Annotated in this window: 1 pseudogene; it reads left to right on the top strand. The window is 72.8% G+C overall.

Annotation, left to right across the window (positions count from 1 at the left end):
- Positions 1-8 precede the first annotated feature (8 nt).
- Positions 9-15,417: pseudogene (locus LNW73_RS09910) on the top strand (SDR family NAD(P)-dependent oxidoreductase); the annotation flags it as partial.
- Positions 15,418-15,480: the final 63 nt, after the last annotated feature.

Below are 15,480 nucleotides of genomic sequence, written 5' to 3'. Positions count from 1 at the left end.
AGCAGCGCGAACCCATTGCCATCATCGGAATGTCCTGCCGGTTCCCCGGCGGTGTACGCAATCCCGAGGAACTGTGGGAGCTGCTCGCCGCGGGCGGCGACGCGATATCGGACTTCCCGTCGGACCGCGGCTGGGACGTCGAGGGCATCTACGACCCCGACCCGGACACCGAGGCCGCCGGCAAGACGTACTCCCGCGAAGGCGGCTTCGTCCACGACGCCACGGAGTTCGACGCCGAGTTCTTCGGCATCAGCCCGCGCGAGGCCCTGGCGGCCGACCCCCAGCAGCGCCTGCTCCTCGAAGCGTCCTGGGAAGCGTTCGAACGCGCCGGCATCGACCCCGCGACCATGCGCGGCAGCTCCACCGGCGTCTTCGCGGGCATCATGTACCACGAGTACGGCACCGACCGCACGGTCGTCCCCGAAGGCGTCGAAGGCTTCCTCGGCACCGGCACCGCCGGCAGCGTCCTGTCCGGCCGTGTCTCGTACACCCTGGGCCTCGAAGGCCCGGCCGTGACCGTGGACACCGCCTGCTCGTCCTCCCTCGTCACCGTCCACCTGGCCGCCTCCGCGCTGCGCCAGGGCGAATGCTCGCTGGCTCTCGCGGGCGGCGTGACGGTCATGGCGACCCCCGACACCTTCGTCGACTTCAGCCAGCAGCGCGGCCTCGCCGCGGACGGCCGCTGCAAGCCGTTCGCCGACGCCGCCGACGGCACGGGCTGGGGCGAAGGCGTCGGCGTACTGGTCCTGGAGCGACTCTCCGACGCGCGCCGCAACGGCCACCACGTACTGGCCGTCGTGAAGGGGAGCGCGGTCAACCAGGACGGCGCCAGCAGCCAGCTCACCGCCCCCAACGGGCCCTCCCAGCAGCGCGTCATCCGGCAGGCCCTGGCCGGTGCCAGGCTCTCGACCGAGGACATCGACGCCGTCGAGGCGCACGGAACCGGCACCCGGCTCGGCGACCCGATCGAGGCGCAGGCGCTGCTCGCGACGTACGGCCAGGAGCGGGCGGACGGCCGGCCGCTGTGGCTCGGTTCGGTGAAGTCCAACCTCGGCCACACGCAGGCCGCCGCCGGCGTCGCCGGCATCATCAAGATGGTGCTCGCCCTCGGGCACGAGGAACTGCCCCGCACCCTGCACGTGGACGCCCCGAGCTCGCACGTGGACTGGACGGCGGGCTCCGTCGAGCTGCTGACCGAGGCCCGGCCGTGGCCGGCCGGCGAGCGCCCGCGCCGCGCGGGCGTCTCGTCCTTCGGCATCAGCGGGACGAACGCGCACGTCATCGTGGAGGAGGCTCCGGCCGAGGCCGAGGCTGCTGTTGAAGACGTCGAGGCGCCCGTGGTCCCGGAACTGCCGGTGGTGCCGTGGGTGCTCTCGGGCAAGTCGCCCGAGGCCCTGCGGGCGCAGGCGGCACGCCTGCGGGAGTTCGTGCTGGCCGACGCGGGTCTCGACCCGGCGGCGATCGGCTCGGCACTCGCGACGACCCGTGCGGTGTTCGCGCACCGGGGCGGCGTCGTGGCCGCCGACCGGGACGGCCTGCTGGCCGGACTGGCGGTACTCGCCGAGGGCGAGAGCGCCCCCGGCGCGGTGCAGGGCCTGGCCGGCTCCGGCCGGACGGCGTTCCTGTTCACGGGGCAGGGCAGTCAGCGGGCGGGGATGGGTCGTGAGCTGTACGCGGCGTTCCCGGTGTTCGCGGCGGCGCTGGACGAGGTGTGCGCGGCGCTTGATGTTCACCTTGAACTGCCGTTGAAGGATGTGCTGTTCGCGGAGACCAACAGCCGTCTGAACGAGACGGGCTTTACGCAGCCCGCTCTGTTCGCGCTGGAAGTGGCGCTGTTCCGGTTGCTGGAGTCCTTCGGGGTCCGGCCGCAGGTGCTCGCCGGTCACTCCATCGGTGAGCTGGCCGCAGCGCACGTTGCCGGGGTCTGGTCGCTGGACGACGCGGCGTTGCTGGTTGCGGCGCGTGGTCGGTTGATGCAGCAGCTCCCTGCCGGTGGTGCGATGGCGGCGATCCAGGCCACCGAGGCCGAAGTCCTGCCGGAGCTCACCGAGAAGGTGGGGATCGCGGCGGTCAACGGCCCGACGTCCATCGTCGTCTCCGGCGACGAGGACGCCGTGGCCGCCGTGATCGCGCACTTCGACGGCATCGGACGGAAGACCAAGCGCCTCACCGTCAGCCACGCCTTCCACTCCCTCCACATGGAACCGATGCTCGAAGAGTTCCGGGCGATAGCGGCCGGACTCACCTACAGCGCACCCGCCATCCCGATCGTCTCGACGCTGACCGGCAAGGCGGCGACCCACCAGGAGCTGGCCGACCCGGGGTACTGGGTCCGGCACGTCCGCGAAGCCGTCCGCTTCGCCGACGCCGTCACCACCCTCCAGGACCAGGGCGTCAGCACCTTCCTGGAGCTCGGCCCGGACGCCGTCCTGACCGCCATGGGCGCCGACAGCGCCACGGAGAGCACCACCCTCGTCCCGACGTTGCGCCGGGACCACGACGAAGCGCAGACCTTCGTCACCTCCCTCGCGACCCTCCACACCCGAGGCGTCCCCGTCGCCTGGCCGGCCTTCTTCGGCACCGGGCGAAACCGCGTCGACCTCCCCACCTACGCCTTCCAGTCGAGCCGTTACTGGCTGGACACCCCGACGGCCTCGGCCGCCGGTGACATGGCCGCCGTCGGACTCGTGGACGCGGGGCACCCGTTGCTCGGTGCGGCCGTCGTGCTGCCCGAGTCGGACGGGCTGCTGTTCACGGGCAGGCTGTCGCTCGGCTCCCACCCGTGGCTCGCGGATCACGTGGTCGCGGGCACGGTCGTCGTGCCGGGTGCGGCGCTCGTCGAGATCGCCGTGCGGGCGGGCGACGAGACCGGCTGCGGCGTGCTGGACGAACTCACGCTGCACGCACCGCTGGTGGTGCCCGGCACCAGGACCGTTCAGCTGCGGGTCCAGATCGGTGAGCCCGGTCGGGACGGACGGCGGACCGTGGTGGTGTTCTCGCGTGTCGAGGACGCCTCCGAGAGCGCCTGGACGCGGCACGCCGATGGTCTGCTCGCGCCCGATGACACTGCGGCCGCGGCCGGGTTCGACCTGGCGCAGTGGCCGCCGGCCGGGGCCGAGACCGTACCGGTCGACGGGCTGTACGCGGCGATGGCCGCGAGCGGCCTGGAGTACGGGACGACGTTCCAGGGTGTGCGGGCCGCCTGGCGGCACGGCGCGGAGATCTTCGCCGAGGTCGCGCTGCCGGAAGGGGTCGAGGCCGCGGGCTTCGGCATCCACCCCGCGCTGCTGGACGCCACCCTGCACGGGATCGCGCTCGCGCAGCCGGACGGCGGGGCGGCCGAGCTGCCGTTCGCCTGGTCCGACGTCGCTCTGCACGCGGCGGGCGCGACCGCCCTGCGGGTGCGGATCACCCCCGCCGCCTCCGGCTACACCCTGCGCCTCGCCGACCCCCAGGGCGCACCCGTGGCCACGGTGGGTTCGCTGGCGCTGCGCCCGGTCGCCACCGGTGAACTGCAGAGCGCGCACGACCGTGAGCTGTACGAGGTCCGGTGGAGCCCGCTGCCGCAGCAGGCGTCGCACGAGGACGCGGGTGCGACAGCGGAGATCCTGAGCGTTCCCGCCGGGGTCGGGCCCGCCGAGGCGGTCACCGGAGTCCTGGCGCGGCTGCAGGAGTGGCTTGCCGACGAGGAGGCGTCCGACGCGCGCCTCGTCGTCCGCACCCGGGGCGCGGTCGCCGCGCTTCCCGGCGAGGACATCACCGACCTGGGCCAGGCGGCCGTCCACGGCCTGGTCAGGGCCGCCCAGACGGAGCACCCGGGCCGCATCGTCCTCCTCGACACCGACACCGACACCGACACGGACACGGAAGCCATCCCGGACGCTGTCACCGTCTCGGGTGAGCCGGAACTCGCCCTCCGGGACGGTGAGTTGCTCGTACCGCGCCTCGCGCGTACCGCTCCCGCCACCGGCGGAGTGACGTGGCGTGCCGACGGCACCGTACTGATCACCGGCGGCACCGGCGGCCTGGGCGCGCTCACCGCGCGCCACCTGGTCGCCGAGCACGGCGTTCGCAACCTGGTGCTGACCAGCCGCCGTGGCCTCCAGGCCCCCGGCGCGACCGAGTTGGTGGCCGAGCTGGAGACGGCCGGGGCTTCGGTGAGCGTCGCGGCCTGCGACGTCTCCGACCGTGCCGCGCTAGCCCAGCTGCTCGCCGAGGAGTCGATCACCGCGATCGTGCACGCGGCGGGCGTGGTCGACGACGGCATGATCACCTCGCTCACCGCAGAGCGGGTGGCAGCCGTCCTGGCCCCCAAGGCGGACGCGGCCCGGCACCTCCACGAGCTGACGGCCGGCACAGACCTCGACGCGTTCCTCCTGTTCTCGTCCGCCGCCGGCACGTTCGACGGTTCAGGACAGGGCGGTTACGCCGCCGCGAACGCCTACCTCGACGCGCTGGCGGTCCACCGCCAGAGCCAGGGGCTGGCCGGGCTCTCGCTCGCCTGGGGCCTGTGGGACCCGGCGGTCGGCGGCATGGGCGCCGAACTGACCACGGCGGACGTCGAGCGGATGGAACGCTCCGGCGTACTCGCCATCGGCCGGCAGCAGGGCCTGGCCCTCCTCGACGCCGCGCTCGCCGACAGCCACGCCTACCTGCTCCCCGTCGCCTTCGGCCGGAGCGCCCTGGAGCAGCGGGCCCGGCTCAACACCCTCCCTGCCGTCCTGAGCGGTCTGACGCGTCCGGCCCCCACCGCCCGCAAGGCGGCGGGCTCGGCCGCGGCGGACGCCACCGGGCTGACGGAGCGCCTCGGCGCACTGACCGGAGTGGAACGGCGCCGGCTGCTCCTCGACCTCGTCCGGCGCCATGTCGCGGCCGTGCTCGGTTACGACGGCGTGCAGAAGGTCGCCGGTGACAAGCCGTTCAAGGAGTTCGGCTTCGACTCGCTCACGGCGGTGGAGTTCCGCAACCGCCTCGGTGCCGAAGCCGAGGTGCGGCTGCCCGCGACGCTCGTCTTCGACTACCCGACGCCGATCGCCGTGGCCGAGTTCCTGCTGGTGGAGCTGCTGGGCGAGGAGGCCGCGACCGCGGCCGACGTGACGGCCGCGGTGCTTCCGGCGGCCGGATCCGTGCTCGACGAGCCGATCGCGATCGTCGGGATGGCCTGCCGGTTCCCCGGCGGGGTCTCCTCGCCCGAGGAGCTGTGGGCACTGCTGGCCGCGGGCGGCGACGGCGTGTCCTCGTTCCCGGTCGACCGCGGCTGGGACATCGAAGGGATCTACGACCCCGACCCGGACGCGGTCGGCAAGACGTACTCGCGCCACGGCGGATTCCTGGACCGGGCGGCCGACTTCGACCCCGGCTTCTTCGGGATCAGCCCACGTGAAGCGCTCGCGATGGACCCGCAGCACCGGTTGCTGCTGGAGTCGTCGTGGGAGGCGTTCGAGCGCGCGGGCATCGACCCCGCGACCGTGCGCGGCAGCTCCACCGGCGTCTTCGCGGGTGTGATGTACCACGACTACACCTCGGTGCTGGAGCAGTCCGCCCACCGCAACACCGAAGGCTTCATGGGCGTCGGCGGCAGCATCGCCTCCGGCCGTGTCTCCTACACCCTGGGCCTCGAAGGCCCGGCCGTGACCGTGGACACCGCCTGCTCGTCCTCCCTCGTCGCCGTCCACCTGGCCGGCCAGGCCCTGCGCTCGGGCGAGTGCTCGCTCGCCCTCGCGGGCGGCGTGACGGTCATGGCGACCCCCGACACCTTCGTCGACTTCAGCCGCCAGCGCGGCCTCGCCCCCGACGGCTACTGCAAGCCGTTCGCCGACGCCGCCGACGGCACCGGCTGGGGCGAGGGAGTCGGCATGCTGCTCCTGGAGCGGCTCTCCGACGCGCAGCGCAACGGCCACCGGGTGCTGGCGGTCGTGCGCAGCAGCGCGATCAACCAGGACGGCGCCAGCAACGGCCTCACCGCCCCCAACGGCCCCTCCCAGCAGCGCGTGATCCGCCAGGCCCTGGCCGCCGGTTCCCTCACGACGAGTGACGTCGACGCCGTCGAGGCGCACGGCACGGGCACCCGGCTGGGCGACCCGATCGAGGCCCAGGCACTGCTGGCGACGTACGGGCAGGAGCGGGCGGACGGTCAGCCGCTGTGGCTGGGTTCGGTGAAGTCGAACCTCGGGCACACGCAGGCTGCTGCGGGTGTCGCGGGCATCATCAAGATGGTGCTGGCGATGCGGCACGAGGAGCTGCCGCGCACGCTCGGCGTCGACGCCCCGAGTTCGCACGTGGACTGGTCGGCGGGGTCTGTTGAGCTGTTGACGGAGGCGCGGCCGTGGCCGGTGCGGGAGCGTCCGCGGCGTGCGGGTGTGTCGTCGTTCGGGATCAGTGGGACGAACGCGCATGTGATCGTGGAAGAGGCTCCGGCTGCGGTGGTGGCGGAGGTTGTCACCTCGGCTGAGCTTCCGGTGGTGCCGTGGGTGCTGTCGGGTAAGACGCCGGAGGCGTTGCAGGCCCAGGCGGTCCGGTTGCGGGAGTTCGTGCTGGCCGATGCGGGTCTGGATCCGGTGTCGGTGGGTTCGGCGCTGGCGACGACGCGTGCGGGCTTCGCCCATCGTGCGGGTGTGGTGGCGGCGGACCGTGCGGGCCTGCTGGCCGCTCTGGGTGCGGTCGTTGACGGTGCGGCCAAGACCGCGGTAGCCGGCGCCGGTGATCTGGCGTTCCTCTTCACCGGCCAGGGCAGCCAGCGGCCCGGGATGGGGCGCGAGCTCTACGCCGCCTTCCCCGTGTTCGCGGAGGCGCTGGACGCCGTCGCGGAGGCGTTCGACGGCAAGCTGGAACTGCCGCTCAAGGACGTCCTGTTCGCCGACGATGATCGTCTGAACGAGACGGGCTTCACGCAGCCCGCTCTGTTCGCGCTGGAAGTGGCGTTGTTCCGGTTGCTGGAGTCCTTCGGGGTCCGGCCGCAGGTGCTGGCCGGTCACTCCATCGGTGAGCTGGCCGCAGCGCATGTCGCGGGGGTGTGGTCGCTGGAGGACGCGGCGCTGCTGGTTGCGGCGCGTGGCCGGCTGATGCAGCAGCTTCCGTCCGGTGGGGCGATGGCGGCGATCCAGGCCATCGAGGCCGAAGTCCTGCCGCAGCTGACCGACAGGGTGGGAATCGCGGCCGTCAACGGCCCGACATCCATCGTCGTCTCCGGTGACGAGGACGCCGTCGCCGAGGTCATGGCGCACTTCACGACCGTGGGACGGAAGACCAAGCGCCTCACCGTCAGCCACGCCTTCCACTCCGTCCACATGGAGCCGATGCTCGAGGAGTTCGGCGTCATCGCGGCCGGGCTCACGTACGCGGCGCCGTCGATACCGATCGTCTCGACACTGACCGGGCGGCCCGCCACCATCGAGGAGCTGACCGACCCGGAGTACTGGGTCCGGCACGTGCGCGAAGCCGTGCGCTTCGCCGACGCCGTCACCACCCTTGAGGGCCAGGGCGTGAGCACGTTCCTGGAACTGGGCCCCGACGCCGTTCTGACGGTGATGGGCGCGGACAGTGTCACGGATGCGGCCGGTACCGCGCTGATCGCGTCGCTGCGGCGGGAGCAGGACGAGGCCGAGACCCTCGTGTCGTCCATCGCCGCACTGCACACGCGCGGCGTCGAGGTCGACTGGCGGGCCTTCTTCGGCACCGGCGCGACCACCCCGCTGCTGGATCTGCCCACCTACGCCTTCCAGCACCAGCACTACTGGCCGGAGCGGGCCGCCGTCACGGCGGGAGACGTCCGCGCGGCCGGTCTGGCGGATGCCGAACACCCCCTGCTGGGGGCGGCCATCGCCCTTCCCGACTCCGACGGGGTGCTCTTCACCGGGCGGCTGTCGCTGTCGTCGCACCCGTGGCTGGCGGAGCACGCGGTGTCCGGCACGGTGGTCGTGCCCGGTGCGGCGCTCGTCGAGATCGCCGTGCGGGCGGGCGACGAGACGGGCTGCGGGGCGCTGGAGGAGCTGATGCTCCAGGCGCCGTTGGTGCTCGAGGGCCAGGGCGCCGTACAGCTGCGGGTCACGGTCGGCGAGGCCGACGCGCGTGGCCGGCGGACGGTGAGCGTGTTCTCGCGCGCCGAGGACACGACGAACGACGGGCAGTGGGTGCGGAACGCCGAAGGCGTGCTGAGCGCCGACGTTCCGGAGCCCGGGTTCGACCTGGCGCAGTGGCCGCCCACGGGTAGCGAGCCGGTCGCCGTGGAGAGCCTCTACGCCGATCTGGCCGGGCTGGGACTGGAGTACGGGCCGCTCTTCCAGGGGCTGCGGGCCGCCTGGCGCCTCGGCGAGGACGTCTTCACCGAAGTCGTCCTGCCGGACGGAACCGAAGGAACCGAAGGAGCCGAGGCCGACGCCTTCGCTCTCCACCCCGCCCTGCTGGACGCCGCTCTGCACGGCATCGCCCTGCGGGAGACGGACAACGGCGCGGCCGAGCTGCCGTTCGCCTGGTCCGACGTGGCCGTGTACGCGACCGGTGCGACCGCGCTGCGGGTGCGGATCGCCCCCGCGGACTCGGGCTACGCACTGCAGCTCGCCGACGACCAGGGCGTACCGGTGGCGGCGGTCGGCGCGCTCGCGCTGCGGCCCATCGCAGCCGACGACTTCGCCACCCCTGAGCGCCTCGCCCACGACTCGCTCTTCCACCTGGACTGGACCGCGCTCCCCGCGCCGGCGGCCTCGGCCGACGGAACGGGCGACGCGACGGGCGGCGACGCGACGGTGTACCGGTGCCCGGCCGGAGCGACGGCGAACGAGACGCTCGACGCCGTACTCGCCTTCACCCAGGACTGGTTGGCCGTCGATGACGACCGGCGGTTGGTGGTGGTGACGCGGGGTGCGGTGGCTGTTCTGCCGGGTGAGGATGTTGCGGAGCTGGGTCAGGCGGCGGTGTGGGGTCTGATCCGTTCGGCGCAGTCGGAGCACCCGGGTCGCATTGTCCTGCTGGATGCCGACAGCGATGAGATCCCGGAGGGTGTGCTGGCGTCGGGTGAGCCGGAGTTGGCGCTTCGCGGCGGGGAGATCCTCGTTCCGCGGCTGGCCCGTACGGTGCCGGCTGCTGGTAATGGGGTGGTGTGGCGTACGGATGGCACGGTGCTGATCACCGGTGGTACCGGTGGTCTGGGTGCGTTGCTGGCCCGGCATCTGGTCACCGCGTACGGGATCCGTGATCTGCTGCTGACCAGCCGCCGCGGCCCCGACGCCCCCGGCGCCACCGAACTCACCACAGAACTGACCGCATTGGGTGCGACGGTGACGGTTGCTGCGTGTGACGTCTCGGACCGGGACGCGCTGGCGGCGCTCCTGGACGGGGTGGCTCTGACCGCCGTGATCCACACGGCGGGTGTGTTGCGTGACGCGACGTTCGCCGCGCTCACCCCGCAGCACCTGGCGGAAGTCCTGGCGCCGAAGGCTGATGCCGCCCGGCACCTGCACGAACTGACCGCTGGGACGGACCTGGACGCGTTCGTGCTGTTCTCGTCCGCTGCCGCCACGTTCGACGGCACCGGACAGGGCAACTACGCCGCAGCCAACGCCTACCTCGACGCCCTCGCCACCCACCGCCGCACCCAAGGACTGCCCGCCACCTCCCTCGGCTGGGGCCTGTGGGCACCCGAAACCGGCGGAATGGGCGCAGGACTCTCGGCGAAGGATCTGGAGCGGATGGCCCGGGCGGGCGTGCTCGCACTCGACGCGACGGCGGGTCTGGCGCTCTTCGACGCGGCACAGCGCAGCGAGCACGCGCACCTGGTGCCGATCCGGCTCGACCTCAAGGCACTGGCCGCCGTTTCCGGCGAGGTGCCGGCGATCCTGCGGGGACTCGTCAGGGCCCCTGCCCGCCGGGCCGTGCAGGCGGGTACCGGTGCGGGCACCGGGCCGGTGTCGCTGGAGGAGCGCCTGACGGCGCTGGCCCCGGCCGCGCGGCACGAGCTGCTGCTCGCGCTGGTGCGCGGGCAGATCGCGACCGTGCTGGGCTTCGGCGGGCCGGATGACATCGCGGCCGACAGTCTGTTCAGCGAGCTGGGGGTCGACTCCCTCACCGGAGTCGAGTTCCGCAACCAGCTGGGCGCGGAGGCCGGCGTACGGCTGCCCGCGACGCTCGTCTTCGACTACCCGACGCCGACCGCCGTGGCCGAGTTCCTGCTGGTGGAGCTGCTGGGCGAGGACGCGGCACTGGAAGCGGCGGCCGGTCCGACCGCGTCGGTGACCGGTTCCGGCTCGATGGCCGACGAGCCGATCGCGATCGTCGGCATGGCGTGCCGGTTCCCCGGCGGGGTCTCCTCGCCCGAGGAGCTGTGGACGCTGCTCGCCGCCGGTGGCGACGCCGTGACGCCGTTCCCGGACGACCGTGGCTGGGACGTGGCCGGTCTGTACGACCCGGACCCGGACGTGGTCGGCAAGACGTACTCCCGGCACGGCGGATTCCTGGAACAGGCCGCGGACTTCGACCCGGCGTTCTTCGGGATCAGCCCGCGTGAGGCGCTGGCCACCGACCCGCAGCACCGGCTCCTGCTGGAGTCCGCCTGGGAGGCGTTCGAGCGCGCGGGCATCGACCCGGCGACCGTGCGCGGCAGCTCCACCGGTGTGTTCGCCGGCGTCATGTACAACGACTACGGCATCCGGCTCAACAGCTACCCCGCCGACCTGGAGGGCTACCTCGGGACCGGCAGCTCCGGCAGCGTCGCGTCGGGTCGCGTCGCGTACGCCTTCGGGCTGGAGGGCCCGGCCGTCACGGTCGACACCGCCTGCTCGTCGTCCCTCGTCACGGTGCACCTGGCCGGTCAGGCCCTGCGCTCGGGCGAGTGCTCGCTGGCGCTCGCCGGTGGTGTGACGGTCATGGCGACCCCGGAGACCTTCGTCGGCTTCAGCCGCCAGCGGGGCCTGGCCCCCGACGGCCGCTGCAAGCCGTTCGCGGAGGCCGCCGACGGTACGGGCTGGGGCGAGGGCGTCGGCATGCTGCTCCTGGAGCGGCTGTCCGACGCGCAGCGCAACGGCCACCGGGTGCTGGCCCTGGTCCGGGGCAGCGCCGTCAACCAGGACGGCGCCAGCAACGGACTGACGGCGCCCAACGGCCCGTCCCAGCAGCGCGTCATCCGGCAGGCCCTGGCCGGCGCCAACCTCTCGGCCGACCAGGTCGACGCGGTGGAGGCGCACGGCACGGGCACGACCCTCGGCGACCCGATCGAGGCCCAGGCGCTCATCGCCACCTACGGGCAGGAGCGGGAAGCCGGCCGGCCGCTGTGGCTGGGTTCGGTGAAGTCGAACCTCGGTCACACGCAGGCTGCCGCGGGTGTCGCGGGCATCATCAAGATGGTGCTGGCGATGCGGCACGAGGAGCTCCCGCGCACGCTCGGCGTCGACGCCCCGAGTTCACACGTGGACTGGTCGGCGGGTTCCGTCGAGCTGTTGACGGAGGCGCAGCCGTGGCCGGTGCGGGAGCGTCCGCGCCGTGCGGGTGTCTCGTCCTTCGGTATCAGCGGAACGAACGCCCATGTCATTGTGGAAGAAGCTCCGGCTGACGTCGTGGCGGAGGTTGTCGCCTCGGCCGAGCTTCCGGTGGTGCCGTGGGTGCTGTCCGGCAAGACGCCGGACGCCGTCCAGGCCCAGGCCGCGCGCCTGCACGAACTCGTCCTGGCCGATGCCGGTCTGGACCCGGCGGCGATCGGATCCGCACTGACGACGACCCGTGCGGTGTTCGCACACCGCGGCGGCGTCGTGGCCGCCGACCGCGACGGTCTGCTCTCCGCTCTCTCGGCCCTGGCCGACGGCCGGAACGCACCAGGTGTGGTGCGCGGCCTCGCCGGACCGAACCGGACGGCGTTCCTGTTCACGGGCAGGGCAGCCAGCGGGCGGGGATGGGTCGTGAGCTGTACGCGGCGTTCCCGGTGTTCGCGGAGGCGCTGGACGAGGTGTGTGCCGCGCTCGATGTTCACCTTGAACTGCCGCTGAAGGACGTGCTGTTCGCGGAGCAGAACAGTCGGTTGAACGAGACGGGCTTTACGCAGCCTGCTCTGTTCGCGCTGGAAGTGGCTTTGTTCCGGCTGTTGGAGTCCTTCGGTGTTCGGCCGCAGGTGCTCGCCGGTCACTCCATCGGTGAGCTGGCCGCCGCGCATGTGGCGGGTGTCTGGCCGCTGGAGGACGCGGCGCTGCTGGTTTCGGCGCGTGGCCGGCTGATGCAGCAGCTCCCTGCCGGTGGTGCGATGGCCGCGATCCAGGCCACCGAGGCCGAAGTCCTGCCGCAGCTCACCGAGAAGGTCGGCATCGCGGCCGTCAACGGACCCACCTCCATCGTCGTCTCCGGCGACGAAGACGCCGTAGCCGCCGTCATCGCGCACTTCGACGCGATAGGTCGCAAGACCAAGCGCCTCACCGTCAGCCACGCCTTCCACTCCCACCACATGGAACCGATGCTCGCCGAATTCGGCACCATCGCGGCCGGGCTCACCTACAACACACCCACCATCCCGATCGTCTCGACGCTCACCGGCAAGGCAGCCACCACCGAAGAACTCACCGACCCCACCTACTGGGTCCGGCACGTCCGCGAAGCCGTCCGCTTCGCCGACGCGGTCGCCACCCTCCAGGAGCAGGGCGTCAGCACCTTCCTGGAGCTCGGCCCGGACGCCGTCCTGACAGCGATGGCAGCCGACAGTGCCACCGAAACCACCACCCTGATCCCGGCCCTCCGCCGGGACCACAACGAAGCCCAGCTGTTCACCGAGGCGCTGGTCCGGCTGCACACCCGGGGCGTCACGGTCGACTGGCCGATCCTCTTCGGCACCGGCCGGAACCCCGTTGACCTCCCCACGTACGCCTTCCAGCACCAGCACTACTGGCTCGCCGACACCGTCGCACCCAGTGGGAAGGCCTCGGGCTTCGGTCAGAGCGACACCACGCACCCGCTCCTCAGCGCGGCGATAGCGCTGCCGGACTCGGAAGGAATGCTGTTCACCGGGCGGCTCGCGCTCCACACCCACCCGTGGCTCGCGGACCACGCCGTCAACGGGACGGTCATCGTCCCCGGCGCTGCGCTCGCCGACCTCGCCATCCACACCGGGGACCACACCCACACCAGCACGCTGGAAGAGCTCACCCTCTACGCCCCCCTCGTCGTCCTTCCCACCTCGGCGACCCAACTGCGGGTCAGAACAGGTGCGGACGACGGTTCCGGCCGGCGGCGGGTGAGCGTGTTCTCGCGCGTCGAAGGCTCGGACGAGGAGCAGTGGGTGCAGCACGCGGAAGGCGTGCTCTCCTCGACGGTCACGGATGCGGGCTTCGATCTGGTGCAGTGGCCGCCGGCCGGGGCCGACGCCGTGGCGGTCGAGAGCCTCTACGACGACCTGGCCCTGTTGGGCCTGGAGTACGGGCCGGTCTTCCAGGGGCTGGAGGCCGCCTGGAAGCGCGGGGACGAGGTCTTCACGGAGATCTCGCTGGCCGAGGGCGCCGAGACGGGCGGGTTCGGGCTGCACCCGGCGCTGCTCGACGCGGCACTGCACGGCATCGGTCTCGGCGGGTTCTTCGAGGACGACGGGCGCGCCCAACTGCCCTTCTCCTGGAACGACGTGGCCCTCTTCGCCACCGGTGCGACGGCGCTGCGCGTCCGGATCGCCCCGGCGGACCGGCCGGGCGGTGTGACGCTGCAACTGGCGGACGCCGCCGGTTCCCCGGTCGCGTCGGTCGGTTCGCTGACGCTGCGGCCGCTCGCCGAGCAGGTGCCGGTCGCGCGGCACGGCGACGCGCTGTTCGGACTGGACTGGGTGCAGGTCACGGACCCGGCCGGTACCGGAGCGTCCACCGACGTCATCCCCGAGGAGGGGCTGCTGCGCGTCCCGTCCGGGCTCGGAACGGCCGAGACGCTTTCCACGGTCCTGGCCGGACTGCAGCAGTGGCTGGCCGACGAAGCCGACTCCGACGCCAAGCTGGTCGTCGTCACCCGGGGCGCGGTCGCCGCGCTTCCCGGGGAGGACGTCACCGACCTCGCGCAGGCCGCCGTGCACGGGCTCGTCAGGGCGGCACAGGCCGAGAACCCGGACCGGATCGTCCTCCTCGACACCGACACCGATGGCGAGGAGATGCCGGCCACCGCCCTCACCTCCTCCGGCGAATCGGAACTGGCACTGCGCGCCGGGGCCTTCCTGGCCCCCCGCCTGGTGCGCACGGCGCCGTCCGCCGAGGCGACCCCTTGGCGTACGGGCGGCACCGTCCTGATCACCGGCGGCACGAGCGGTCTGGGTGCGCTCACCGCCCGGCACCTGGTCGCCGAGCACGGTGTCCGCGACCTCCTGCTCACCAGCAGGCGCGGACAGAACGCTCCGGGAGCAGCCGAACTCACGGCGGAACTCACCGCAGCGGGCGCCACCGTCACCATCGCCGCCTGTGATGTCTCCGACCGGGACGCCCTCGCGGAACTGCTGCACGAGGTCCCGTTGACCGCCGTGATCCACGCGGCCGGCATCGTGGACGACGGTGTCCTCGGGTCGCTCACCCCCGAGCGGCTGGCCGCCGTACTCGCCCCGAAGGCGGAGGCGGCGCGCCACCTGCACGAGCTGACGGCCGGGACGGACCTGGACGCGTTCGTCCTGTTCTCGTCGGCGGCCGGGGTCCTGGGCGGTGCGGGGCAGGGCGCCTACGCCGCAGCCAACGCCTACCTGGACGCGCTGGCCATCCATCGCCGGGCCGGCGGTCTTCCCGCGGTCTCCCTCGCCTGGGGTCTGTGGGCGCCGGAAGCCGGCGGGATGGGTTCGCAGCTCACCGGGGCCGAGGTGGAACGGATGGCCCGTGGGGGCGTCCTGGCCCTCGGCGAGGAGCAGGGCCTGGCCCTGCTGGACGCCTCGCTGGTCTCGGACCGGGCGGTGCTGGTCCCTGCCGGGCTCGATGTGCCCGCACTGGTGCGCTCCGCCGGCGGCGAGGTGCCGGGTCTCTTCCGCGGCCTGGTCCGCGGCAAGGTCCGGCGCACGGCCGCCGCGGGGGACTCCGGCGGCGCCGGGGCGTCCGGTCTGGCCCAGCGACTGGCGGCGCTGCCGTCCGACGAACGCCTCCCGGTGGTCGTCGAGCTGGTCCGCAGCCAGGTCGTCGCGGTGCTCGGCCTCACCGCTGCGCAGGAGGTGGAACTGGGCAAGCCGTTCAAGGAGTTCGGCTTCGACTCGCTCACCGCGGTGGAGTTCCGCAACCAGCTGAGCGCGGCGGCCGGAGTGCGGCTCCCGGCGACGCTCGTCTTCGACTATCCGACGCCGCAGGAGCTGGCCGACTTCCTGCTCGGCGAAGCGGCCCCCGACACGACCACGGATCCGGGGACCGCCGCGTACGAGGAGACCGTCCGCGCCTCGCTGCTCGCCATCCCACTGGCCCGGCTCCGGGAGACCGGACTGCTGGACACACTGCTGCAACTCGCGGGCCTCCAGACGGAGGACGACGGCCCGACGGCCGAGGACGCGAGCGAATCGATCGACGATATGGATGC

The organism is Streptomyces sp. RKAG337, from assembly GCF_023701715.1.
Taxonomy (GTDB): Bacteria; Actinomycetota; Actinomycetes; order Streptomycetales; family Streptomycetaceae; genus Actinacidiphila.
This window is presented reverse-complemented; position numbering and strand designations above follow the sequence as displayed.